Raw genomic sequence first — 25422 nt, 5'->3', positions numbered from 1 at the left:
CTCAATCTCTGATTGGGCAGATGCTGTTTTTAATACCGAAACTACCCCGAAAGAGGTAGTTTCTGATACTAAAATTTATTCTCTGTTTTTAACCAATACCCAGCCTGAGTATTTTGTTTCAGTGTTGTCTTTGTTGTTTTCGTTCCATGAAATGGTGTACCAGTACGTTCCTGTAAGAATTTTTTTACCGGAAGCAGTTCCGTCCCATGTGAAGTTTCTCATCTTTCCGGCTTCATACAATTTATTGCCATATCTGTCGTAGACGATGAATATCAGATTTTTCTTGTAAGCCAGCGCTGAATAATCAATGACATCATTTACATTATCCCCGTTTGGAGTGATGGCATTAATCAGATTAGGAACGGTGATCTGAACTTCAACAGGGGTACAGTTATAGAAATCTTTTATATATACTCTTACTTCTCCTCTTGCTAACCCTGTGAATATATTGCCCTGCTGCCAATTAACTCCGTCCACAGAGTATTGATATGGAGGCGTTCCTCCTGCTGCATTTACAGTAATAGTGTTGTTGTCAATATCAATGCTGGAGATCACAGGATTTGCAGAGGCTTTTACATTGACAGTCTGTGTAGTGATGCAGTTGCCGGTTTTCAGTTTTACCCAATAAGTGCCAACCCCTACATCTTTAATAGATGAGGTAGTTGCTCCCGTACTCCATTCATAACCGTCAAATCCAGGTCCTGCATCCAAATCTGTTTTTTCTCCAATACAAATGGTTTTGTCTTTTAAAACAGAAGATGTTACAGGTGGTAATACCATAAGATTGATTTTAGCAATATTGAAGCATCCGTTAGCATCTGTTACTTTTGCATACACTACAGTACTTGTGGATAAATACTGAAGTGGATTCATGATTTCATTGATGCCGTCTAATGCATTAGCGATGGATGTGTAGTATTTTTTGGCTGTGCCGGTTCCTAAAGTAGTAACATCTGCGGTTGTCAAATTAAAAATAGCACTTGTGATATTATTTTCAATAAAACATGATCTTAGAGTGGCTTCTTTCACAGGAGTGTCGGGATAGAATGTCAATGTAATTTTTGCTGAACCTGTACATCCCTGAGGAGTGGTTACTTTTACATAAACAACTCCGGGGGCGGATATGTAATTGTTAGGATTCTGAATCTCATTCGTATCTGCATTGAGGTCTGCTAACGTTTTATAATATTTTTTACTAACCCCAGGAACATTTGTGACAGCTGCTGTATTCAGATTGAAGGCTGCTGTTCCGGCTTTATTATTATTGCATACAGTAATCGTTTTATCTTCTGCTTTGAAAGGAGCAAGATCCAGTAAAATTTTACCATCCGGGTTGTCGCAGAGCAATCCTGCATTATCTTTAATAACAACTGTTACTGTTGAGTTAGCGTTAAACTGATAATTGGCGGGATTAGCAATAGGTGTAGAGCTTCCGAATGGATAATAAGTAAAGGTATAATTGGAAGGGTTGTTTACAAATTGCGAATTGAAAGTAGTAAGGTTTACAGATCCGTATCCTGTAGCAGGATTAGGGCAGAATGACTGTGTTGCTGAATTCTGCAAAATAGGAACTTTATCCGTATAAATTTTTACATTTTTAATGGAATGTCTTGATCTTGCTCCCCCTGTAGACGCTGAAAAGCCAAAATAGCCTACAGTCATTGCGGCAGCTGTGCCTGAAGGTGCAAAAGACTGATTACAAATTACATTACCGTCTATTGTTATTTTTATAATCCAGCTGGTGGGAGCTGCAGGGTCTACCTGTGCTGTTACTTCCACATGTTTAAAAGTTGCTCCCTGAAAAGGTTGGGTAGTATTCAGATCCGGTGAATGGAAAGAGCTTCCGGGTATATTGAAGAATTCAACGTTGTTGGTGTCAGTGGTGTTTTGAACCTGCCCGTAAGCAACATGAACTTTACTCATGGTAGCTGTTGTGGTATTATTGTAAGTATCAAGCCCTACTACAAGCCCTACTGCATTCTGAGAAACACCAAGGCCGGAACCTAATACGCTGGCAACAGGTGGATTGGCAAGATACCAGAAGGCAATTCCATCTCCGTTGGAGGTTTGGTTGGAATCCATTCTGAAATCAAATTCTACTCTCCATTTGTCGCAATATTTTAGATTGATAGGATCATTCAGCCTTATGGAACCGGATTGGTTGTTGGTGTCCGGGGTCAGCTGAATAAAATCTGTATTTACCTGAGTAGGTGAAACCATTGTCCATCCAGTAGTGTTCACTGGATTTCCGATAAGCTGATAAGTCTGGGAAAAGGACTTCCCGGCTATACAGAGTAAAAAAACAGATAAATACAATAATAGATTTTTATTCATTTATAATGGGACTTAGATTAATATGTAAAGATATTAAATCCCAATTAAATAATATGTATTTAATGTTAATTTCGCTTAAATTTTAATAATATTTTAAAAAAATGCTGCTTATTGTGATATAATGGTGAATATTATAGTAGCTAATACGTATTTGCATTAATTAAATTAAAATAAGGAATTGTTATCCAAACCCTCAAAATACGTATCAATTTCAAGATCCGGAGAACTGGCTGCCGCAACGGCTAATTTGTCACAAAGCTCGTTTTCAAAGTGCCCGGCATGACCTTTTACCCAATGCATTGTTGGGTTGTGTTTATTGTAGAGTTCAATGAATTTTTTCCAGAGATCAGGGTTCTTTACATTTTTCCATCCTCTTTTGATCCATCCCGCAATCCAGTTTTGGTTAATGGCATCGGATACGTATTTACTGTCTGTATACACATGGATGTCATTTTCTGTAGATTTCAGTTTTTCCAATGCGGTGATAACAGCCAGAAGTTCCATTCTGTTGTTGGTTGTTTTTCTAAAACCTTTGGAAAATGTTTTCTGATAATTTTTTTCAGGAACGCGCATAAGAATTCCATATCCGCCTTTTCCGGGGTTTCCGCTGCAAGCTCCGTCCGTATAAATTTCGATTCTCAAATCTGCTTTTTAAAAATTGATGTATTGACCGTACAATTAAACTGAATTGATTCTTTACCTAAAAAGGAAAGTCATCGTCATCATCAAAGTCATTCATTGATGAACCGGAAAGTTTTGAGCTGTCCGGAAGGTCAAATGCTGCTCCTGGCTGAATTGTTGTTTTGATCTTGTCAAAGCCACTTGGTTCTCCGAAGTTGGAAGGATATCCACCTCCGGCGCCACCATCAAATGCAGCTTCAATATCACCGAATTTTGCAAAATGTTTTAAGAATGATAATCGGACATCTGCCGTAGCACCATTTCTGTGTTTTGCAATAATCAGTTCGGCCTGGTTTTCTGTAGAAGTTTCCTGGCCTTCCTCATCATTATCCCAAACGGTAATTTTATAATACTCCGGTCTGAAAATGAAAGATACAATATCCGCATCCTGCTCAATTGCTCCGGATTCTCTCAGATCTGAAAGCTGAGGTCTTTTTCCGGGACGGGCTTCCACACTTCTTGAAAGCTGGGAAAGAGCAATTACCGGTACGTTAAGTTCTTTTGCAATCGCTTTTAACGAACGTGAAATCATGGAAATTTCCTGTTCACGGTTTCCAACGCCTTTTCCACCGCCGCCGGCTGTCATCAGCTGAAGGTAGTCAACCATGATAAGTCTTACGCCGTGCTGCATTACCAGTCTTCGGCATTTGGCACGGAAGTCGAATATGGAAAGGGAAGGGGTTTCGTCAATATATAAAGGAGCATTTTCCAGTTCAGATACATTGGAAAATAGTCTCTGCCATTCTTCATCATCCAGAGTTCCTTTTCTTAGTTTCTCTGAGGAAATTCTTGTTTCAGAAGCAATCATTCTGGTGATCAGTTGTACTGATGCCATCTCGAGAGAGAATAAAGCCATAGGGATTTTGTGGCCTACTGCAATATTTCTTGCCATGGAAAGAAGGAAGGCAGTTTTACCCATCGCCGGACGGGCTGCAATAATAATGAGGTCAGAATTCTGCCATCCACCCGTTTCCTTATCTACATCTCTGAATCCTGAAGGAACTCCGGAAAGTCCCTGTTTGTCTTTTAAAGATTTAATTGTATCAATGGCTTGTTTTACCAATGAGTTGGCGGTATCGAATCCTTTTTTGATTGTTCCGTTGGTAATCTCGAAGAAAGACTGTTCTGCCTTATCCAGAAGTTCGAAAACATCTGTTGATTCTTTGTAGGAAGAATCAATAACATTAGCAGAAACATTAATAAGGCTTCTTAAAATGTATTTTTCAAGAATAACACGTACGTGATATTCGATATGGGCAGATGAACTTACTCCCATGGTAAGATCAATAATGTAATGATCGCCACCTGCCTGGCTCAGCTTTTCTTCTTTTTTTAACTCCTGAATAATCGTCATTAAGTCTACCGGGTGGTTGCCTTCATACAATTTCAGGATAGTAGAAAAGATGACCTGATGTCTGGGATCATAAAATACCTCCGGGGTAAGAAGGTCAATGGAGTGGTCAAGACCTTTTTTGTCAATCAAAAAAGTTCCGATAACCAGTCTTTCAAAATCCACTGCATTGGGAGGCATTTTTCCATCCGCAATAGACAATTCTTTTGCAAAGTTTCCGTGTGTCAGGGATGATAATGTTTCTTTCTGCGCCATGGTGCAAAGATAGTTTATTTAAAAAAAAATAAAAAAATAGTATTCAACAAATTATTAGCAGTCTTTCGTAAAATACTGTAAACAGGAGGTTGCTATTGTTGATAAAAAAAATCACCTCAGTCTGAGGTGATTTTTCAACAAGATGAAGTAAAAACTTATTCTTTATTCTTTACCAATACCCATCCTGAATATTTGGTTTCGGTACTGTTTTTATTGTTTTCGTTCCAGGAGATCGTGTACCAGTAAGTTCCGGTTGGAATTTTCTTACCAAAAGCGGTTCCGTCCCAAGAGAAGTTATTGAATTTCTTCGCTTCATGAAGTTTGTTTCCATACCTGTCATATACAATGAAGATAAGGTTTTTCTTGTAGGCTAATGCAGAATAGTCAATAACATCATTTACGTTATCTCCGTTCGGAGTAATGGCGTTGATAAGATTAGGAACTGTCACGGTTACCTGGATAGGCGTACAGTTGTAAGTATCTTTTACATAGACTGTATTTTCTCCTCTGGGAAGTCCTGTGAATACATTGGAATCCTGCCAGTTGATACCGTCTATAGAGTATTGGTAAGGAGGAACTCCGCCTGTAGCCGTAACGGTGATGTTATTATTTGAAATTTCTATCCCTGAAACTACTGGCTGAAGGCTTGCGTGTACATGTACTTCCTGAAGTGTGAAACATTTTCCGGTTTGAAGTTTTACCCAATAAACCCCAACTCCTACGTTGCTGATAGATTGTGTTGTTTCGCCAGTGCTCCATTCATAGCTTACAAATCCAGGTCCTGCATCCAAAGTTGTTTTGGCTTCAGCACAAATTGTTTTGTCTTTTAATACTGCTGATTTTACAGGAGGTAATACTATAAGCTCTATTTTGGCAATGGAATAACACTGTTTGTCATTATCTACTCTTGCATATACTGTTTTGCTTTCCGAAAGATAATTGAATGCTGCTGTTATAGGATTGGTCTGTGCTTTAGCATCCGCTACCGTTGTGTAATACTTAATAATAGTTCCGGTAGGTGTGGGAACAGCTACACCGATATCTGCTTTGGAAAGATCGAATGTTGAACGCATAACATCGTTGTCGATATAGCAGTTTTGGAGTACAGCATCTTTTAGCACAACAGTTGGATAGAATAATAGTCTGATGGTAGTAGTTGCAATACATCCGAAAGAAGAAATTACTTTTACATAGATTGTAGATTCGGCAGAAACATAGTTGGCGGGATCTGTAATTTCATTAATATCCGCATTCATATCCGCCGCCGTTGCATAATATTTAATCGTTGCTCCGGTTCCTCCAAATACATTGGCTGTTGTTAAATTATACTTTGCAGTACCAGCTCCGTTGTTGTTACAGGAGTATAGAGTTGCCGAATTGGCGGAGATCCCCACATTGATAAACTTGAATTTACCTGTTATAAAGCATCCATTGATAGGGTTGTTCGGATTGCTGGGATCCTGGTATACAATTCTGTAATAATATGTTGTGGTTCCGTCTACAGTAGTTACTGTAAGAGGGTTCTGTCCTGTAAGAGCATCGTTGGTGGTTTTGTGATAAGTAACCTTGAAGTTCTGGCTGTTACCATTAATAATAGCTGCAGATAATGTTGTAAAATCAAACTGGGTAGGCAGCGCACAAACCATTACCTGATTAGGGTCATTAGGTGTAGCTCCCGGAATACCCGGCGCGATAAACGGGTTGGGGGAAAGAACGGGATCGTTAAATGCAGAACTTAAGCTTGCAGTTCCTGACCATTCTAAAGAAAAACCATTAACGGATCTACTGAAATTGTCAATAACCAGATAATAGGTCTGTCCCATTAATACATCCATGTAAGGACTCCATTTTCCATTGTTCATACTGGATGTAACACCGGGAGGATTGGTAGGAAATACTGCGGGCGGAGCAAGAGTAAGATCCAGGCCTGTATCTCCTGCAGTACCACTATAGTTACATCTTATAGGCTGTATGAAAACGTGATCCGCATTCTGTAAGGAAGCACAGCCGTTTGCCGTTGGTCCGTAAACTGCAAAATCATAGTCATCACCCTGATCGTTTGGTTTTATTTTAAATGCCAGCGTTCCTGGTGTGGATACAGTGAAAGTATACCAAACTGTATATCTTTCATTGGTGCTGAGGCATCCTCCGTTTTGGTTAAGAATCTCTATAATATTCCCCGGGCCTGAAGGGGTGTATGAAATGTCAGAATTACCACAGATGGGAATTGCTGTGACACAGTCTGACTGTGAAAAGACCATTTGTGTTATCAATAAAATAAAAAGAAGTAATATTTTTTTCATTGTTAAAACTTTTTTTGTTAAACAAACTTGAAATCAATAAATTTTTATCATTCTTTGTAAAAGAAAAAGCCGCCAAAGCGGCTTTTTATATTATAAGGTGTTTTATTCTCTGTTTTTTACAACAATCCATCCTGAAAACTTGAAAGGAGTGTTCTTCTTGTCATTTTCGTTCCATGTTACAGAATACCAGTAAGTACCTGTAGGAATATTCTTGCCGGCAATTCTACCATCCCATTTGTAACCGTTGGATTTATCTCCCTGGTGGATTTTTGTTCCGTATCTGTCAAAGATACTTAAAATAAGGTTCTGTTTATCTGCCATAGCAGAATAATCTACTACATCATTCACGCCATCTCCGTTGGGAGTAATCATATTGATAAGGTTAGGAACTACTACGTTCACTTCAATAGGTTCGCAGTCATAAGCATCTTTTACATACACTTTGTAAGTTCCTCTTGCTACATTGGAGAATACATTAGACGGCTGCCATAAAATTTTATCCATAGAATACTGATAATCAGGAGTTCCTCCAATAACATTGATTGTTAATGTAGTGTTGTTAATATCGATGTTTGTTACTACCGGCTGTTCAGAAGGATAAACTGTTACCTTTTGAGTGGCAACACATTCTCCTGTTTTTAATTTTACCCAGTAAACACCTACACCTACATCTTTGATAGACTGTGTTGTAGCTCCTGTGCTCCATTCATAGCTTTTGAATCCGGGTCCCGCATCTAAAGTTGTAGTGTCTTCTATACAGATAATTTTGTCTTTCAATACATTAGATGTTACCGGGGCAATTACTGTTAAACCAATTTTCACTACTACATAACATCCTCTGGTGTCAGATACTCTTACGTATACCAAACCGCTTGGTGCAATATAATTAGCGTTTAAAATTTCATTGGTTCCATCAATTGCATCGGTCAGTGAAGGGAAGTATTTTTTAGTAATACCTGCCTGTGGAGTGATTACAGCAGCATTGTCAAGGTTGAATAAAGCTGTGGAAGGATTTGCTTCAATAAAGCATGATCTTAATTCTGCATCTTTTGCAATGATTTGCGGATAGAACTTAAGGGTAATTTCTGCAATATCACTACATCCGAAAACAGAGGTTACTTTTGCATATATTTTACCTTCTGCAGAAACAAACTGATAGATGTTGGTAATCTCATTAATTGAGTTATTCAGATCGTATAAAGTATGATAATATTTTTTAGTCGCGGTTGGATCAGCAAAAACAGCGGCAGTTGTTAGATCATAAGTTGCGGTACCTGCATTGTTATTATTACAGCTTGTTAGCGTTACATTGGTAGCCTTGATGGTGCCATCTTTAAATTTAAATTTACCGGTCTGTCTGCATTTATTAACAGGGCTGTTCGGGTTAGTAGGATCAGTATAATTGATGCTATAGAAATAAACGCCAACAGGAGTAACAGTTTGAGGGCCAACAAGAGGGTTGTTACCGGTTAAGGCATCATTTTGACTGGTGTGGTAGCTGATGCTGAAATTAGGGTTACCATTAAGAATTCCTGCTGATAACGATGCGAAATCAAAAGTCGCCGGATTTGAACATACCACTACTTCTCTTGGGTCAGTAGGATTAGCTCCTGGAATTCCCGGTGGAACGAATGGATAAGGCTGAATATTCGGATCAGTGAACGGAGATGATAAAGTAGCTGTACCACCCCATGATAATTTGAATCCGTTAGCTGTCTCTCTGTGGTTGTTTACAATAATATAGTAAGTCTGGCCAGGCAATACGTCAAGATATTTTACCCATTTGTCCCCTGTAGCGTCCTCACTAAGATCTGTAGCGGTCATATTAAGACCAGTGTTTCCACTTTGTCCGGAATATGAACAACGTATTGGAGCTCCCAGGTTTCCGCAAGATTTGTTTGGTCCGTATACTCCAAAGTCATAATCATCTCCCTGGTCGTTAGGGATGATTTCAAAGGTAAGAGTTCCACCTGTAGCAACGGTAAAAGAATACCATACGGAGAACTTTTCGTCAGAAGTTAAACATCCGCCGAGGTCTTCCGCAATGTCTCCATGGCCGTTGGGAGTATAGGATATATCAGTGTTGCCGCACACCGCCATTGCAGTGCCGCAATCTGATTGAGCAAATAAAATATGTGAAAATATGATTAAGAAAACAAGTAATGTTTTTTTCATGAGAATTAATTTTAAAAACAAATAGTAAAAGTGTTTAGTTACAAAAAATGCTGTTTTTTATCTGATATAAAGTAATGTTTCTCTAAACATTCGATGAATTTTTAAGTCTTTCATATCAAAAAAACTGATCGTCCCGATTTGATCAGGAGATCATGCATATTCTTACTGTTAATTTGTTCCGATCAGCTGTCTTCCCCAATTAGGTGAAGCGGATGAGGGGTCTGATGTTTCAAATTCTTTGGCTGCTTTTTTATAGAACTTTATAGCCTCCGTCTTGTTTCCTTGTTTTTCAGCTATTTCAGCCTTTAAAAAAGAAAGTCTGGGATTGTTCTTTAAAGTAGTTTCCGCTTTGGCCATAAAGCCTGTAGCTGTTTTTAATTCCTTTTGAGGGTCTGCAGCTGTTTTTATTCTTATTTTCTGAAAATGAATAAGAGCAAGGAGAATATTTACCTCCCCATTATTCTTTTCAGAAGCAAGGGCCTGCATGGCCAGTTTTCTTGCAGATTCATTAGGCTCTCCAAGAGGACTGTTCGGGCTGTTCTTTAAAAGGAAATTGGTCTTAAGATACAATGTTGCTGCAGCGTAGTAATTAGCCTGCCATTTTTCTGAAGTTTTAGCTTCAGAAAATGTTTTGAAAACAGTATCGTAGTCACTGTCTGTCTTTGCATTATCGAGCTGCAAAGCAGTTTGTTGTAGGGTTTGATCTGAAAAAAATTGAGCATTTATCAGAGAACCTGTCATGAGAAAGCTCAAAATTAGTAAAAGTTTAGTCATAGGGGGATATTTTATGAAGCAAATATAAAAAATTATTAACGTTAAATTAAAGATTTTGAGATATATTTAACGAAAGTAATGTGTTGGTTTTAAATATTGTATTTTATTGTTTGGGTTAGATTATATGGAGATCGTAAAGATATTGGTGGTTTTGATAAATATTTGAGATTGAATTCTTTTATAAATTTTTAAAAAACAGGTATAAAATAAAAATCAGAATAGAAAACGTTCTATTCTGATTTTAAGTATTTCGGATTCTTGTTTTTTTGACGTCAGATTTTAAATGATCTGATAAACAATAAATTAATATTGCATCTTTCTCAATTTAGGATTGGTACTTCCCACCAGCAGGGCAATTAAAACAGTCATACAGCCGCCAAATACCACAGAGCGCACAACACCAAGTAATTTGGCCATAAGTCCACTTTCAAACTGTCCCATTTCATTGCTGGACATGATGAAAATTGAATTCACACTCAGAACACGACCTCTGATGTGATCCGGTGTTTTTAACTGTACAATGGTACCTCGGATAACCACAGAAATTCCATCCAGCATTCCGCTCATCACCAGGAACATAAAAGACAGCCAATATAATTTTGATAAACCGAATCCAATGATACATAGCCCGAATCCTGTAACAACAGCAAGAAGTATTTTTCCCTGATTTTTTCGGAGAGGAACAATAGATAAAATAGTAATAATACACATGGAACCAATATCCGAAGCTGCATTCAGTAAGCCGAAACCTTCAGCTCCTGAATTCAGAATGTCTGTTGCAAATACGGGGATCATAGCTACTGCTCCGCCAAAAAGTACGGCAAACATATCAAGACATAAAGCACCCAGAATCTCCTTGGTTTTAAAAATATAAGAAATTCCTTCGCGCATGCTTTCTGCTACATTTACTGTTTCCTTTTTGTATTCTGAATACTGTTTGTGAAGCTGCCAGAAAAATAATGAAGCAACCAATATGAGTGCTAAAATAGCAACCAGTGTCCATTTTACACCGATAAACCCAATAAGAACACCCCCAATAGCATGTCCGCAAACAGAAGAAATCAGGAAAGTGGCCTGGTTAAGGGTTACGGCATTGGGAAGATTCTCTTTCTTTACGATTTTAGGTATCATGGAAGGAACAATGGGACCGATAAAGGCTCTTGCTATCCCGGTGAAAAAGATAACCCCATAAATATAATAGGTAATCTGATGACCTGTAAAGTGCATTTCCACATCCAGGAATGCAGGAATCAGCAGAAGTCCGATCAGAAAAATATAGGCATAATTACAAATAAGAAGCAGTCTCTTTTTTTCATTCATATCAATAACATGTCCGGCATACAGCGCACAGCTTACAGCAGGAATCACCTCTGAAAGTCCGATAAGGCCTATTGAAAAAGGATCTTTTGTTAATTGATACACCCACCATCCTAATAAAGTAGCGAGCATTCGGAAGGCTAAAACAATAAAAAATCTCCCGCTAAGAAGATTTCTGAACTCAACATTTTGTAATGTTTTTAACGGGGTAAAGGAAATCATGAACAAAAATAGCCCTAAAAATTTATTTAGGGCTATTCATATGACAATTTTTGAAAGATATATTAAATAAGTCTCAAAAGATAAAATCTATTTTAGTCAGCTCTGGAAGAACTTAATACGATGGCAGCAACACCTGCTGCTCCGATAATGGTAGCACCTGCCGCAATTCTTGCTTTTCTTCTGTCTTTTACGGCAGCTACATTTGCTTTAGGAATAATCACTTCTGTACTGTCTTTTTTACCGGCTGTACCTACAAGATTTTCGCCAACAACGTTTCTGAATAAGATCGTCTGCTTCGGAGAGCCGTCTCTCATTGTAACTTTGTATATTTTTCCGGCTTCAAGATTAGAGTAATTATTTTTTGAAATATCTTCGCTGTATTTTGTAGTAGCACAAGATGTAATAACAAATAAAGATGTTAGTAAAGATGATTTCAACAGTACAGATGCTTTCATTATTTTCTTTTAGTTTTTCAAATTTATAATTTTTTTTGAATATACGTTTTTGGAATTGAAAAAATATGATTAAAATTTGTAAATTTCCAATAGATCTGCAATCTTTCTGTCATTAGCCAATCTTGGGGTCTTATTTTGCCCCCCTAATTTTCCCTGGGATTTTGCATATTCATGAAAGGCATTTTTTTTAAGTCTGGTGATTTGCAGTTTTTGTAAAATATTTCCCGAAATCAAATCATCATAGTAAGTATTCTTTGCCCGAAGCTGCAGATCCAGTTCATCCCTGAAAGTTTCGAAGTTTTCAGGTTCTTTTTCAAATTCTATCAGCCATTCGTGATAGGGAAGTCCTTCAGCCGGATTCACCTGCGGAGCGAGATGGAATTCCGTAATCTGTGCAGGATGTTTTTCAAGCGCAGCTTTCATTGCTTCTTCCACTTCAATAGCAATCACATGCTCACCAAATGCAGAGGTAAAATGTTTGGTTCTCCCGCTCACCAAAACCCTGTATGGATCTTTACTGATAAATCTTACAACATCTCCTATAGAATAAGCCCACAATCCGGAATTGGTCGTAAGAATCAATGCATAATCTTTATGAAGCTCAATTTCTTTTAACGTCAATCTTCTTGCTTCAGGCTTGCCATATTCTTCCAAAGGAATAAATTCATAGAAAATTCCGTGATTGGTTAAAAGGAGTAATCCTTCCTTTGTATAATCATCCTGAAAAGCAAAAAAACCTTCAGAAGCGGGAAAAGTTTGAACGATGTCTACCTTACCTCCCAATAACTCTTCCATTTTATCGCGATAAGGTTCATAGTTGACACCTCCTGTTACAATAAGCTGAAGATTTGGGAAAAGCTGTTTGATCTTTTTACCGTGTTTTTCTGTTAACTTTTCAAAATACATGATCAGCCATGGTGGAATTCCTGAGATGAGTGTCATGTTTTCATGTTCCGTTTCCTCTATGATTTTATCTACTTTCGCTTCCCAGTCTTCCATAATATTGGTTTTCCAGCTTGGCAGACGGTTTTTCTGAAGGTAGTTAGGAATATGATGCGCTACAATACCGGACAGTCTTCCTGTTTTTATTCCAAATACTTCTTCCAGTTCCGGGCTGCCCTGAAGGAAAATCATTTTTCCATTCACAAAATCAGCGTTATTCTTTTTGCTGATATAATGAAATAATGCACTTTGGGCGCCGGCAATCTGAAATGGCATTCCTTCTTTGGAAATCGGAATGTACTTAGATCCGGAAGTCGTTCCCGAAGTTTTGGCAAAATATTCCGGAGTTTCCGTCCATAAAATATTGGACTGTCCCTTTTTTACCCTTTCAATGTAAGGTTTCAGATCTTCATAATCGGCTACAGGAACTCTGTCCTGAAAATCCTTTACAGAATGAATGTTTTCAAAATCATGTTCCCGTCCAAAAAGTGTTTTTTGAGCTGTATTCACCAGAGAAATTAATAAGTCTTCCTGGTTTTTTTCAGCATTTTTTTTGAAATCCTCCGCTTTCTGAACATGTCTCTTTGCCCAAATCAGCGCTGCATTTTTCTTGAAGAAGTTTAACATGGGTCAAATTTATAAATAAGTAAAGAATCTTGAATCATTTTTTACGAAGCTTCACATAAAAAAACCGATGGAACGTGTTCCACCGGTTTTTCGAAATTTGATTATGAAAATAACAACTATATGTTAATGTTATGCTTATTTATTTTCTTTGTACCTTTTATCAGGAGTACCGTCTTTTTTCAGGTGTTTGTTTTCTTTATATCTCTTATCCGGAGTGCCGTCTTTTTTCATTTTGGCAGCCGGTTGTGCAGGCTTCACTGCTTTTGCATCCATTGCAGGTTTTGCAGCTTTCACTTCAGCTGGTTTCGCAGCTTTTGCTGTAGTTGCTTTTACAGGCGGATGTGCAGTAGCACCTGTAGCGGGAGCAGTCTGCTGAGCAGTGGCAAGTCCTAATCCCAGGATCAAAGACATTGCAGATAAGAATTTTTTCATAAGAATTATTGTTTGTTTTTTGTTAAATAAAGATATACAAAAAGCAGGCTACAAAAACAGTATTTTCAAACTTAACTAAAGTTTATTACATCTTAAAAAAAAATTAAAACACTTCATTTACAATGAAAAAGCCCGTCTCCATTTCCGGAAACAAGCTTGCATAATATATAAATAGACATGGCTAGCGCGTACAGTTGGCTGTCCACGTTTTGCCATCTTTGACATACAGGATTTTTAGAACATTATTGTCAATTCTGATATAAGAGGTTGCTGTAGAACCAATCATCACCAGAGTATGATCTCCTTCCTGATTAAACTCTATTCCGTTTAGATCCGGAATGCTGTTGGAGAAAGCGAAATTATATTTGGTGCCGCTGGCGATCTTCGTTACAAATACACTTCCATTGTCTGTGCTGATATTGGTAGAGCCTCCATCATTATAAGAGACTTTTCCTTTGTAGGTTCCGGCGAAAAATTCATTGTTGACAGGGTCGTCATCTTTGCTGCACGACGAAAAAGATAATGCTGTGAATAATAACAGCATCATAACTCCTAAGATTTTAATTGCTTTTTTCATAATACTATTCTTAATGTTTGGTTAGGCTGGAAGTCCCAAACACTATGCCATGGGGAGAAAGTTGATTTTTTTTAACAGGTTATTAGATAAAATTGTAAAAAATTAAGATTTATGAAGATAAGTCTTTCATTTTAAACCTTCGGTCTTTCTGTTTTTCTGAGGAAGAGAAAAAATATCCGTACCTTTGTATACCATCAACGGTTTCGGAAAACTCCCGAAATCGCTTTTTTCGTTTATACCATTACTATTTATGCAGTTAAAATCCATCAATGAAAAGTTCCTTCCAGACCTTATGCAGAAAGAGTTTGGGAAAGAAATTTTTACTCAGTTAGAAAACAGTCAGCATATTGCCGTAAAAGGAAGTGCGGGATCTTCAGTTTCTATTTTTGTGGCAGAGCTTTTTTTGGCTCAGAAGAAGAATATTCTTTATCTGGTAGATGATAAGGAAGATGCCTTGTATGTCAATACTGAGATGGAAGATCTTTTGGGCAAGGATAAGGTGCTGTATTTTCCGGCAACCCATCTTGAACCTTATCAGGTAGAAAAGACTCAGAATGCCAATCTGGTTTTAAGGACTGAGGTTCTTAATAAAATCAATTCCGGGAGATCTCCGAAAGTTATTGTGGCTTACGCCGGAGCTTTATCTGAAAAGGTTTTGAAAAAAGAAGATTTTAAAGCAATTTCCCATCATATTAAAGTAGGAGACCAGCTGGATTTTGATTTTGTGGATGAACTGCTTAATCATTATCATTTCCAGCAGGCTGATTTTGTTTCTGAACCGGGAGAGTTTTCTGTGAGAGGAGGAATTGTGGATGTGTTTTCCTATTCACATGAAAAACCGTACAGAATTACGTTCTTCGGTAATGAAGTGGAAAGTATCAAAACCTTTGATATCGAAACACAGCTTTCGGTAGATAAAGTAAAGGATTTCCAGTTGGTTTCCAATATGAACTTTTCAGTAACGGGAACCAGGGTTTCTCTGTTGCAGCTATTGCCTACGGAAAGTTTTGTGGTTTCTAAAAACGGAATGGTAGGAATGCAGAAGATCCGGACGTTCTATGAAAGATCTTTGGAAAAATATGATACATTAAGTAAAGACATAGCCCACAGGACTCCGCAGGAGCTTTTTATTTCTGATCAGGAGTTTCTGTTTGACTATAAAAAATTCAAAACAATTGATTTTGGAGGAATGATCATTGAAGGACTGAAAGAAGTTGCTGAAGTAAAAATGGAGCAGCTTCCACAGCCTTCTTTTCATAAAAACTTCGAATTGTTGATTGAAGATATCGAAGAAAAACAGAACAGCGGATTTGATACCTGGATTTCCTTTTCAACAGAAAAACAGAAAGAAAGGCTGGAATCCATCTTTGAAGAGCTTCAACATGAGCTTCCATTTAAAAGTTTTAAGTCTGAACTTCATGAAGGATTTGTAGATAACGGACACAAGTTACTGGTTTACACGGATCATCAGATATTTGACCGTTACCAGAGATATAAAGCTAAAAATACCTTTGCAAAATCTGAACAACTCACCCTGAAAGACCTGATGTCTCTGAAAATAGGAGACTATATTGCCCATATTGATCATGGAATCGGGAAGTTTATGGGATTGGTGAAAGTGAATAATGACGGAAAAATCCAGGAATGTTTCAAACTTACCTATAAAAATGGAGATTTATTATATGTAAGCATTCACTCTCTGCATAAAATATCGAAATACAATGGACCGGATGGAAGAGAAATTGTTCTGAGTAAACTTGGATCTCCAACATGGAAATCTTTAAAACAGAAGACAAAAGCGAAGGTTAAGCAGATTGCTTTTGACCTGATTCAACTGTATGCCCAGAGGAAAACGGCTAAAGGCTTTGCTTTTACTCCGGATTCCTACCTGCAGAACGAGCTGGAAGCCAGCTTTATTTATGAAGATACGCCGGATCAGGAAAAGGCTACCGTAGATGTGAAGCAAGATATGGAAGCTGATACGGTGATGGACAGGCTTGTCTGTGGTGACGTAGGTTTCGGTAAAACGGAAGTTGCGATCAGAGCTGCATTTAAAGCCGCTACAGATGGTAAGCAGGTTGCAGTATTGGTTCCAACCACTATTCTTGCCTTTCAGCATTACAGAAGTTTTAAAGAAAGACTTAAAGATTTTCCGGTGAATGTTGCGTATGTAAACCGATTCAGGACAGCTAAGCAGAAATCGGAGACTTTAGAGGCTTTAAAGAACGGAAAAGTAGATATCATTATAGGAACACATCAGTTGGTAAGCAGTTCAGTAAAATTTAAAGATCTTGGATTGCTGATTATTGATGAAGAACATAAATTCGGGGTTTCAGTAAAAGATAAACTGAAAACTTTGAAAAATAATGTGGATACACTTACCCTTACAGCGACTCCTATTCCGAGGACTTTACAGTTCTCATTAATGGCTGCAAGGGATTTATCCGTTATCAAAACACCGCCGCCAAACAGACAGCCTGTAGATACGCAATTAATAGGATTCAATGAAGAAACCCTTCGCGATGCCGTTTCTTATGAGCTTCAGAGAGATGGTCAGGTATACTTTATCAATAACAGAATTGAAAATCTGAAAGATATTGCAGGACTTATCCAGCGGCTGGTTCCTGATGCGAGAGTGATTACAGGGCATGGGCAAATGGAAGGGAAGCAGCTTGAAAAGAATGTTCTGGATTTTATGGAAGGGAAATATGATGTTCTTGTGTCCACTACCATTGTAGAAAGTGGAGTAGATGTTCCGAATGCCAATACTATTTTTATCAATGATGCACAAAGGTTTGGTATGGCGGATCTGCATCAGATGAGAGGAAGGGTAGGACGTAGTAACAGGAAAGCATTCTGTTATCTGATTACTCCACCTTATGATATGATGACTTCGGATGCCAGAAAACGTCTGGAAGCTATTGAACAGTTTTCAGATCTGGGAAGCGGTTTCCAGATTGCGATGAAAGACCTGGAAATCCGAGGTGCAGGAGATCTTCTGGGTGCTGAGCAGAGTGGGTTCATCAATGAGATGGGGTTTGAAACCTATCAGAAACTAATGCAGGAAGCACTGGAAGAACTAAAAGATGATGCAGATTTTGAAAACCTTTTTGAAAATGAAGAAGACAGGCAGAAGCTTTTTAAATCTGTGAAGGATGTCAATATTGATACTGATTTGGAATTGATGCTGCCGGACTCCTATATTTCCAATACAGAAGAAAGGTTGCTGCTCTATCAGAAAATTGCTGAAATTACTAATGAAGCAGGCCTTCATCAGTTTGAACTGGAACTGATTGACCGTTTTGGGGCACTGCCGAAAGAAGCTGTCAATCTCTTGAAGAGTGTTTCATTGAAGTGGCTTGCTGCTGACATCGGTTTTGAAAAGATAGTCATGAAAAACGGCGTATTTTTAGGGTACTTCCCGGGAAATCCTCAGGATAAGTTTTATCAGACAGATAGATTCCGGCATATTATTAGTTATCTGACCCGGAATCCGGCCGAAGCCCAACTTAAAGAAAAATCAGGAAAAGAAGGTAATCAGTTGATGATGAGGAAAGAAAGAGTTAAAAATGTAGATGAAGTTAATCTATTGTTGAAAGCAATCATTAATCATGATTAAATTTTTGTTTCATTTATTGGAAGTAGTATTATAAAAATTACTAAAACGCATTAAAAAATTGATTTTTTATGCGTTTTTTTGTGATTATTATCATATTTTTCTTTTGTAGTATTCCCGTTAAAGAGAATTAAGCCTGTTTTCGAGGGCTTGTAATCACTTTGTAATGATAAAAAAAATCTTGTAAAACCCCATACAGCAAGGGGTTGAGGTGTGAGTTCCTTTTTTTAATACATGAAAAGTAGAGTTATGTAGAAATAATTCTACTTTTGTGTGTGAATAATTCTATCTTCTAATGTGTTTATTTCTATAGGTTTATAGATTGGTGACTGAAATTTTTTCGACTTCGTTATGTAACTTTGCAGTCATTAATTATGAAAACAATTATACATTGCTGCGTAGCTGGATTTCTTTCATTCTACGCCAACGCTCAGGTGGGGATAGGTACTGTAAAGCCCAAATCTGTTCTTGATGTGAACGGAAAAACCACCTTAAGAAAAGAACTTAGAGTAGGCGGTACATCAACTCAGGCTGGAAATGCCGGGTTAAACGGCCAGGTTTTGGTTTCTCAGGGCGAAGGATTGCCGCCTGTGTGGAAATCTTTGAATGTTTCCTTTATGGAAGAGGGACAGTATAAGTTGATTAATTCTTATCTGTCATCAGATCAAACAGGTATTATATCACTTACCGCTGGTGTTGCCGGTGACGGTGTCTACACAAACCAAGTTGGAGATAATATTACTGATGTTACTAAAGGAAATTGGAAAAAGATAGACGGACTTGACAATACTTTTACCATCAAAAACGGAAAAAACAGACTTACCTATCAGTTCCAGACAGGAATTGAAATGAAAGCATCCTCATCTACTGCCGTACAAAGCGTACGATTTGCTTGTGGTGTTTTCAGAAACGGAGCATTGGTAGCGGTACGCCCGGATAGAATTGCTTCTAATAATAATAGTGGGAAAGCTGGCCTTCAGGACTATATCTTTACTCTTAATTATACAGAACAGAACGTCCCTGTAGGGGTTCACAATATTGAAATCGCGTGCAGAAAGATTGATACTTCAAGTTCTACTTCACAATTTGCTATCGGACGAAATGTAGAGTCTTCAAATGGCGCTTCCAGTGCATTTACGCTGGAATCTACCATGAAAATGGATGTTATAGAATACGTGAGCTATAAAAACAACTAATGATGAAAAAACTAATATCAACGCTGCTTCTTAGCATAAGCATTTTTGCAACGGCTCAGGTGGGAATAAAAACAGATACCCCAAACGCAAAACTTGATGTAAACGGAGATGTGAATTTCAGAAATAAAATTGCGGTCCTTAATGCTGCTGATAACTCAATATTTCAAGGAAACAATGATCAGATTCTTGTTTCTCAGGGTGAAGGCTTTCCTCCAATCTGGAAATCATTGCGTATTCCTGAATATGAACCCAATAAATTTTACCTGATCTATAACAACTCTTTTTCAGATAAAGTAGGAGTCACCTTTTCTTCTTCAGAAAACTCTTCAGTAAGCATGACTTCAAGAGGCGGAACCTTTACGAAGGGAAAGGACTATAGTACACTTACCAATTTTAAGAAAATAGACGGCCTTTCACAAACCATTACTGTTTTCAGTACTCAAAGCAAGGCTTACTTCCAGTTTGAAACTGTTGTACAGGCTGATTTTATGGCAGCAGGAAGTACAGATAACTCCATAGATTATGCATGTGGTATCTTTGTGGATAATAAGCTGGTGAACCTGAGACAGAGAAATCTAAAGGCAATTACTACTTCATATCCTTTTCTTACTCATACCCAGATCGGGATTGTAGAAAATCTTTCCCAGGGAAATCATACCGTTAGCGTTGCCTGTACGAGATTAGGATCTTATGGTGCTTCAGGAGCCGGAAATATCCTTTCTATAGGAACTAATGTGTATAGCAATATCAATAGTTTTATTTCACAATCTTCTCTTAAAGTAGACGTATATGAAGTTCCTGAAGTGTTTAATACGATTATAAATTAAAACGGATTATGAAAAAAATATTATTTGTAACTTCGCTTTTATCAGCTGTTGCAGCAAATGCTCAAGTGGGTATAAATACTCCTAATCCGACTAATATGCTGGATGTGAACGGAGATCTCAATATCAGAAAAGAATTAAGAACAGGAGGTACTGATGTCCTAAAAGGATCTGCCGGAACAGCAGGTGATATATTTCACAATAATACAGATTTAGGTGTAAATGACTGGAAATCAATTAAAATTGCAGATGGGCAGGGAAGTATGTCTGTGTTTTCCATTAATACCGTTTCAGACAAAACCGGAGTTAGTTTTACCGGTAGCAGCGGGGCTACCAATCCCTATAATGATGGGGAAGCCCTTACTGGAGGCTGGACAGTAATTTCTGGAACTGTGGATACATTCTCCGTGACCAATGGCACAAATAAGGCTACATTCTCATTTCAGACAACTGTTCAGAAAACGGGAACGAATTCTGCAAGTTTTGCCTGTGGTGTTTTTGTTGATAATGCCCTTAGAGCAGTAAGAACAGATGTATTATTGGGGGATAGTGGTGCTTATAAGATTTTTAATCTTAATGCAACCCTTACCAATCTTACTCCTAAAAACCAGTATTCTGTTAAAGTAGCCTGTATAAAAAGAGCCATTGCAGGAACAACCCTGGGAATAGGAAAAGCGGTTGATACTAATTTCCTCAACAGCGATATGTCACAGTCTGTTTTGACAACATCCATATTGCAACCTTATTAATTTTCATAATAATACAATAATCATAAATCTAAAAACGTTATGTTTTTAGATTTTTTTTGTTTATTAACTCTATTTCTTGTGAATTTATTCAGATAAAGTAAAGTGTATTATCGAAAATTGAATTATATTTGGACAAGCTAAAAAAATTCTATATGGTAAAAAACTATTTTTTTAAAATGTTTGCCGGTATTGCTTTTCTTGGGCTGCTGACAGCATGTAATACTACCTCAGATCCTACAGAATCTATCCCGAATCCGGATGACGGACCTCCTCCTAAAAAGATTTTAGCAAAGGTTACTGCCAATAATGTTTCCCAGGAAGAATATGTTACAACAGCTGTAACCGGAGATCTGCAGACTGCAGTGTCTAAAGATGAGTCTTTTGCCGGAAGTGCTTATTATACGGCAACGGTAACATACACAGATAAAAATATCACTAAAATTAAATATGTAAGTTCAGCAGCATCCAGCCTCACTTATGAATTTAATATTGTTCCGGATGCTACAGGTAAAAAGATTTATAATGCTACTTCTACAGCTACGGGAGCAACGCCGTCAGTTTCTGTTGTAAGTGATTATGCATTTACCTATGATCCGGTTACCAACAGGCTTACCAAAATTCTTGAGAAAAGAAAAGAAGGAGGAATAAGCGCTTATAACAGATTTATTAATTATTCTTTTGTGTATACGGGAGAAAATATAATTCAGGTCGTTTGTTCCAAAGGTCTGCTGGATATCAACGGAAACCCGAATATGAGTACGGCAGTAATAAGCAAATATAGTTTCCAGAACTACGATACTCAGAAAAGCCCGTATTCTACATTGCCATCAGTATATTTCATCACCCGAAGTCTGATCAATCCGGCTCAGTTCTATAAAACATCTCCGAATAATCCCACTTCTATGTTCATAGAATTACCATCACCGGCTACTCCTGTTAATACTGCTCAAAGTTATTCTTATGATAATCAAGGGTATGTGGTGGTTGAGAAAAACCAGAATTTAACTTTTACCTATAAAAATTTATAGAAGAAATATAGTTATTAATCTTAGCAGAATATAAATAATAATACAATTTTTAGGCAAAAAAAATTATATTTGTCAAAAAAATAATCAATTACAAGGAAATGAAGCAAATTTTCTATTTTATTTTACTAATCGCAGGTTTCTCCTCAGTACATTCCTGCAAGGACATGCTGGATGAGGATGGAAATCCTTTGTTGGATCTCAACAACACAGGAGGATTAAGCGGTCCCAGAGCATTATACAGAGAAATTACAGATAAAGATACGATCGCAGAATATCGCTACAGCGGACTTCTTGTGACTAAAGTAATAACAGACAGTGCTTCTATCACTGATATTATGTACAGTGGTGATAAAATCAGTCAGATTAATTTCAACGGTTTCCTGGATCTTGACGGAAACGGAAAGCTGGATAAAGACAGTGTATCCTATACTCAATTGTTTACTTATGCAAACAATAGCAAACTGCAGCTGATTTCTGAAAACCGTTCAACCTTCAGAAGAACACCGCCGTTAATACCTGGAGATCCTCCGGGACCACAGACGTTACTGAAAAAAGAGAAAACGGCTTATCAGGTTAAGTACAGTACTGCTACAGGAAAACTGGATTCAATAATTATGAGAAACGGTCCGGACGTTCCGGGAGCGCCGCTTAACTTCACAGATTATTCCAAAACTGCCTATACTTATGTAGGAGACAATGTATCTAAAGTGGTAAGACACTATGGAACAATGACAGGAGGAGCATTTGGTGCTGTTACCGGAAAATATAGCTACGAATACTATGCTTATGATGAGCAGGTAAGCCCATTCACATTGTTACCGCATGTATATAAAATTTCAAGATTATTATCTACAGTGATCAATGATAAAGAAAGTCTTATCTTGTCTCCAAACAACCCTAAGAGATGGTCGGTAACAGATCTTACACCGCCAATTCCGACACCGATAGTGAAGAGTACCAATTACGTTTATGATCCTCAGACTTACATGACAAAAGGATATGGCGTTAATTACATCTATAAACCACAATAGAAGAATTTTTTTAACAATATTCAAACTCAATCTTTCCTAAGATTGAGTTTTTTATTTTTTATACCTTAATTTTGCAAAAAATTTCTAATGAAATATTTAATTGTCGGGCTTGGTAACAAAGGCTCTGAATATGAAAATACACGACATAATATAGGATTTAAAGTAGCTGAGAAAATAGCGGAAACACTTGAAGTATCATTCAATACCTCCAATTTTGGCTGGATGGCAGAAGGAAAGCACAAAGGCAGAAAAGTTTTTGTTCTGAAACCGGACACTTACATGAACCTTTCCGGTAATGCAGTGAAATACTGGATGCAGAAAGAAAATATTCCTTTGGAAAATGTTCTTATTGTAACTGACGACCTTGCTTTACCTTTTGGGACTTTAAGATTGAAAGGAAAAGGTTCAGATGCTGGTCATAACGGACTTAAAAATATTAATGAAGTATTGCAGACTCAAAATTATGCAAGACTTCGCTTCGGAATCTCCGCAGATTTTACGGCAGGAAGACAGGTAGATTATGTTTTAGGAACATGGAATGACGAAGAAGCTGAAAAGCTTACCGAAAGAATTGAAACCTTTGCTAAGGCCAGTCTGTCTTTTGTATTTGCAGGATTGAATAATACAATGTCTGCATTTAACGGGAAATAATTTCAGAAGTAAAAAAAACTGAAATTACAGTCTAGTTTATAAAATTGAATGGCTGCCTTATTTTTAAGGCAGTCATTTATTTATCTGCTTCTAAAATTTTTCTGCTGGTTTGATAACTAATTGATTATCCTTCCTGATAAACAATATCCATATCCATGGAATACATGATAATATAAAAGATACAATAATATTCCGCATAAATATTTCATTAGCTGCAGGGTTTGTTTGAAATTCTGATATTGCTTCAGTAATGGAGAAACCCCCTTTTACGAATAAAGCGATTACGGTAATAATATTAGCCACAAATATGCTGATAATGCTCGTGAAGAAAATGATAGATCTTGTCAGTTTGCCACGAAATCCGTTGAAATAATCATAGCCTAAAAACCCAAGAAGGGCAGTAACAAATGCCATTCCTGAGGAAATCCCTCCTAAATATACTGCAAGTAAGACCCAAAGTATAATGGCAGGAATTGAAAAAATGACGGCACCTAAAAATCCTGTCAGATAGTTTTTCTCTTTTGATACTCTTTCCTTTTCAATTTCATAGAATTTATTATCCATCTGTTTAAAACAATCATCACAAAGAAGTATACCAGTATGGTTAAGGTCGTAATAATTGATTCTTTGAAGCTTTTCACAACTATGACATTTGTTTTGCTCCGGGATGTTTAGCTTTTTTAATAAATCAGCCAAAAAGTCAAACAGAGCATAAACAGTCCTGATTTTAGTCGGCATTATATTTTCAGTAAATTTAAAATAAATACTATTTTCTCGGACTTCGAAGAGGGTGAACTTTAACCGTTTTCTATTGTTGGTCAGTTCTGTTTTAATTTTTAGTCTTTGTTCCTCCGTTAAATTGCCGGTTGTTACTGAAACAGACTTGTATTGAGGAGTGTGTATTATACTTGCATCTGAAACGTTGAAAAAATAGCCTTTGTAAAGCCCGAATATGCCATCGCCTGTTTTATACCAGCCAAGATCTCTGGCTATTTTTTTTGCTTTTGGAAAAATCATGTAATTGGGTTTTCAAGTTATTTAAAGATGCCAAATTATAATTATTTTTCAAAAAATAAAACCCTGTCTCCTTGAATTGGGATATATTGTTGATTTTGCCAGTACAATATGTTTTATGGTTAACTATTTACTTTGATAATGTATGTAAGGTAATAAAAAATAAATGCCATCGGATTCCGATGGCATTTTTCTGTAAATTATAATTGAAATGTAAGAGTTTTACTTCTTATAACCAGGTTACTACACCTGTTTCCACGTCATAGTTTGCTCCCACGATTTTAATTTTACCCTCAGCTTCGAGATTTTTAAGTGTTGAGCTTTGCTTACGGATATCTTCAATCGCACTTTTTACATTTTGATGATTAAGCCTTTCAAGAAGCGAGCTGTTGTTAGATGAACGCTCTTCATTCTCTTCAATAATGTCATTGATAATAGGATTGAAGTGGTTGATAAGGTGGTTCAGGTTGTCCATTCCCATGCCTTCAATTTTTGCAGCATCAAGACCTCCTTTCAAAGCTCCGCACTTGGTGTGTCCTAAAACTACAATAAGTTTAGAACCTGCAACATTACAGCCAAATTCCATAGATCCCAGAATGTCCTGATTCACAAAGTTACCGGCAATTCTGATACTGAATACATCTCCCAATCCCTGGTCAAAGATAAGCTCTGCAGAGGTACGGCTGTCTATACAGCTTAAAACTACTGCAAAAGGCCACTGTCCCTCACGGGTTGCATTCACTTGTTCAAGAAGGTCTCTGTTTGCTTTAAGATTGTTTACAAATCTCTGGTTTCCTTCTTTTAAGAATTCCAATGCTTTCTCAGGAGTAATAGTAGATTGGGTTTCGTATGTATGTGCTTTCATATT

Annotated in this window: 20 protein-coding genes; 7 read left to right on the top strand and 13 right to left on the bottom strand. The window is 37.3% G+C overall.

What is annotated here, in order from left to right; translation table 11 throughout:
* Nucleotides 1-75: 75 nt before the first annotated feature.
* The 11 genes from C8D70_RS04420 to C8D70_RS04370 form a co-directional block, all read right to left on the bottom strand.
* The gene (locus C8D70_RS04420) at nt 76-2334 is read right to left on the bottom strand and encodes a lectin-like domain-containing protein (RefSeq protein WP_110366499.1); all 2259 of its coding nucleotides are present in this window, start codon (nt 2332-2334) and stop codon (nt 76-78) included.
* A gap of 165 nt (nt 2335-2499) precedes the next feature.
* The gene (rnhA, locus tag C8D70_RS04415; RefSeq protein WP_076595994.1) at nt 2500-2976 is read right to left on the bottom strand and encodes a ribonuclease HI; all 477 of its coding nucleotides are present in this window, start codon (nt 2974-2976) and stop codon (nt 2500-2502) included.
* Between the two features lie 58 nt (nt 2977-3034).
* Nucleotides 3035-4621 carry a replicative DNA helicase gene (gene dnaB / locus C8D70_RS04410; protein ID WP_110366498.1) on the bottom strand — a complete coding sequence of 529 codons (1587 nt, stop codon included), beginning with the start codon at nt 4619-4621 and terminating at the stop codon, nt 3035-3037.
* 155 nt (nt 4622-4776) lie between these two features.
* Nucleotides 4777-6924, bottom strand: coding sequence for a T9SS type B sorting domain-containing protein (locus C8D70_RS04405; protein ID WP_110366497.1), 2148 nt, complete (start codon nt 6922-6924; stop codon nt 4777-4779).
* 102 nt (nt 6925-7026) lie between these two features.
* Nucleotides 7027-9099, bottom strand: coding sequence for a T9SS type B sorting domain-containing protein (locus C8D70_RS04400; protein WP_110366496.1), 2073 nt, complete (start codon nt 9097-9099; stop codon nt 7027-7029).
* Between the two features lie 168 nt (nt 9100-9267).
* Nucleotides 9268-9873: a tetratricopeptide repeat protein gene (locus C8D70_RS04395; RefSeq protein WP_146212851.1), complete on the bottom strand. Its 606-nt coding sequence runs from the start codon at nt 9871-9873 to the stop codon at nt 9268-9270.
* 303 nt (nt 9874-10176) lie between these two features.
* The gene (locus tag C8D70_RS04390) at nt 10177-11412 is read right to left on the bottom strand and encodes an MFS transporter (RefSeq protein ID WP_110366494.1); all 1236 of its coding nucleotides are present in this window, start codon (nt 11410-11412) and stop codon (nt 10177-10179) included.
* A 92-nt stretch (nt 11413-11504) separates the two neighbouring features.
* Entirely contained in the window at nt 11505-11867 is a 363-nt protein-coding gene (locus C8D70_RS04385; protein ID WP_076595988.1) for a hypothetical protein, read from the bottom strand.
* 69 nt (nt 11868-11936) lie between these two features.
* The gene (locus C8D70_RS04380) at nt 11937-13436 is read right to left on the bottom strand and encodes a GH3 auxin-responsive promoter family protein (RefSeq protein WP_110366493.1); all 1500 of its coding nucleotides are present in this window, start codon (nt 13434-13436) and stop codon (nt 11937-11939) included.
* Nucleotides 13437-13571: 135 nt separating this feature from the next.
* Complete coding sequence (locus tag C8D70_RS04375; protein ID WP_076595986.1) at nt 13572-13868, bottom strand: hypothetical protein; 297 nt, start codon at nt 13866-13868, stop codon at nt 13572-13574.
* 181 nt (nt 13869-14049) lie between these two features.
* Entirely contained in the window at nt 14050-14445 is a 396-nt protein-coding gene (locus C8D70_RS04370) for a hypothetical protein (protein WP_047427317.1), read from the bottom strand.
* Nucleotides 14446-14695: 250 nt separating this feature from the next.
* On the opposite strand from C8D70_RS04370, the gene mfd reads away from it, so the two are divergent.
* The 7 genes from mfd (at nt 14696) to pth (ending at nt 23540) form a co-directional block, all read left to right on the top strand.
* A complete protein-coding gene (mfd, locus tag C8D70_RS04365; RefSeq protein WP_110366492.1) occupies nt 14696-18064 on the top strand; it encodes a transcription-repair coupling factor in 3369 nt (1122 codons plus the stop codon).
* A gap of 371 nt (nt 18065-18435) precedes the next feature.
* Nucleotides 18436-19257 carry a hypothetical protein gene (locus C8D70_RS04360; protein ID WP_110366491.1) on the top strand — a complete coding sequence of 274 codons (822 nt, stop codon included), beginning with the start codon at nt 18436-18438 and terminating at the stop codon, nt 19255-19257.
* 2 nt (nt 19258-19259) lie between these two features.
* Nucleotides 19260-20084: a hypothetical protein gene (locus C8D70_RS04355; protein ID WP_228407977.1), complete on the top strand. Its 825-nt coding sequence runs from the start codon at nt 19260-19262 to the stop codon at nt 20082-20084.
* Between the two features lie 8 nt (nt 20085-20092).
* Nucleotides 20093-20830: a hypothetical protein gene (locus C8D70_RS04350; RefSeq protein ID WP_110366490.1), complete on the top strand. Its 738-nt coding sequence runs from the start codon at nt 20093-20095 to the stop codon at nt 20828-20830.
* Between the two features lie 152 nt (nt 20831-20982).
* On the top strand, nt 20983-21858 hold the full coding sequence (locus C8D70_RS04345) for a hypothetical protein (RefSeq protein WP_110366489.1): 876 nt from the start codon (nt 20983-20985) through the stop codon (nt 21856-21858).
* A 98-nt stretch (nt 21859-21956) separates the two neighbouring features.
* Nucleotides 21957-22889, top strand: a complete 933-nt coding sequence (locus C8D70_RS04340) for a hypothetical protein (protein ID WP_110366488.1) — start codon at nt 21957-21959, stop codon at nt 22887-22889.
* An 87-nt stretch (nt 22890-22976) separates the two neighbouring features.
* Nucleotides 22977-23540 (top strand): aminoacyl-tRNA hydrolase, encoded by a 564-nt coding sequence (gene pth / locus C8D70_RS04335; protein WP_110366487.1) that lies wholly within the window; start codon nt 22977-22979, stop codon nt 23538-23540.
* 90 nt (nt 23541-23630) lie between these two features.
* On the opposite strand, the gene C8D70_RS04330 is transcribed toward pth, so the two are convergent.
* Both C8D70_RS04330 and C8D70_RS04325 read right to left on the bottom strand, forming a co-directional pair.
* Nucleotides 23631-24557, bottom strand: coding sequence for a hypothetical protein (locus C8D70_RS04330; protein ID WP_110366486.1), 927 nt, complete (start codon nt 24555-24557; stop codon nt 23631-23633).
* A gap of 226 nt (nt 24558-24783) precedes the next feature.
* On the bottom strand, nt 24784-25419 hold the full coding sequence (locus C8D70_RS04325) for a carbonic anhydrase (protein WP_076595977.1): 636 nt from the start codon (nt 25417-25419) through the stop codon (nt 24784-24786).
* Nucleotides 25420-25422: the final 3 nt, after the last annotated feature.

Source organism: Chryseobacterium sp. CBTAP 102, assembly GCF_003201365.1.
Classification (GTDB): domain Bacteria; phylum Bacteroidota; class Bacteroidia; order Flavobacteriales; family Weeksellaceae; genus Chryseobacterium; species Chryseobacterium candidae.
This window is presented reverse-complemented; position numbering and strand designations above follow the sequence as displayed.

What these genes read in the sequence shown, in the direction of transcription:
- C8D70_RS04420 (WP_110366499.1), bottom strand. Translation starts at nt 2,334, where the DNA reads ATGAATAAAAATCTATTATTGTATTTATCTGTTTTTTTACTCTGTATA.
- dnaB (WP_110366498.1), bottom strand. Translation starts at nt 4,621, where the DNA reads ATGGCGCAGAAAGAAACATTATCATCCCTGACACACGGAAACTTTGCA.
- C8D70_RS04405 (WP_110366497.1), bottom strand. Translation starts at nt 6,924, where the DNA reads ATGAAAAAAATATTACTTCTTTTTATTTTATTGATAACACAAATGGTC.
- C8D70_RS04400 (WP_110366496.1), bottom strand. Translation starts at nt 9,099, where the DNA reads ATGAAAAAAACATTACTTGTTTTCTTAATCATATTTTCACATATTTTA.
- C8D70_RS04395 (WP_146212851.1), bottom strand. Translation starts at nt 9,873, where the DNA reads ATGACTAAACTTTTACTAATTTTGAGCTTTCTCATGACAGGTTCTCTG.
- C8D70_RS04390 (WP_110366494.1), bottom strand. Translation starts at nt 11,412, where the DNA reads ATGATTTCCTTTACCCCGTTAAAAACATTACAAAATGTTGAGTTCAGA.
- C8D70_RS04385 (WP_076595988.1), bottom strand. Translation starts at nt 11,867, where the DNA reads ATGAAAGCATCTGTACTGTTGAAATCATCTTTACTAACATCTTTATTT.
- C8D70_RS04380 (WP_110366493.1), bottom strand. Translation starts at nt 13,436, where the DNA reads ATGTTAAACTTCTTCAAGAAAAATGCAGCGCTGATTTGGGCAAAGAGA.
- C8D70_RS04375 (WP_076595986.1), bottom strand. Translation starts at nt 13,868, where the DNA reads ATGAAAAAATTCTTATCTGCAATGTCTTTGATCCTGGGATTAGGACTT.
- C8D70_RS04370 (WP_047427317.1), bottom strand. Translation starts at nt 14,445, where the DNA reads ATGAAAAAAGCAATTAAAATCTTAGGAGTTATGATGCTGTTATTATTC.
- mfd (WP_110366492.1), top strand. Translation starts at nt 14,696, where the DNA reads ATGCAGTTAAAATCCATCAATGAAAAGTTCCTTCCAGACCTTATGCAG.
- C8D70_RS04360 (WP_110366491.1), top strand. Translation starts at nt 18,436, where the DNA reads ATGAAAACAATTATACATTGCTGCGTAGCTGGATTTCTTTCATTCTAC.
- C8D70_RS04355 (WP_228407977.1), top strand. Translation starts at nt 19,260, where the DNA reads ATGAAAAAACTAATATCAACGCTGCTTCTTAGCATAAGCATTTTTGCA.
- C8D70_RS04350 (WP_110366490.1), top strand. Translation starts at nt 20,093, where the DNA reads ATGAAAAAAATATTATTTGTAACTTCGCTTTTATCAGCTGTTGCAGCA.
- C8D70_RS04345 (WP_110366489.1), top strand. Translation starts at nt 20,983, where the DNA reads ATGGTAAAAAACTATTTTTTTAAAATGTTTGCCGGTATTGCTTTTCTT.
- C8D70_RS04340 (WP_110366488.1), top strand. Translation starts at nt 21,957, where the DNA reads ATGAAGCAAATTTTCTATTTTATTTTACTAATCGCAGGTTTCTCCTCA.
- pth (WP_110366487.1), top strand. Translation starts at nt 22,977, where the DNA reads ATGAAATATTTAATTGTCGGGCTTGGTAACAAAGGCTCTGAATATGAA.
- C8D70_RS04330 (WP_110366486.1), bottom strand. Translation starts at nt 24,557, where the DNA reads ATGATTTTTCCAAAAGCAAAAAAAATAGCCAGAGATCTTGGCTGGTAT.
- C8D70_RS04325 (WP_076595977.1), bottom strand. Translation starts at nt 25,419, where the DNA reads ATGAAAGCACATACATACGAAACCCAATCTACTATTACTCCTGAGAAA.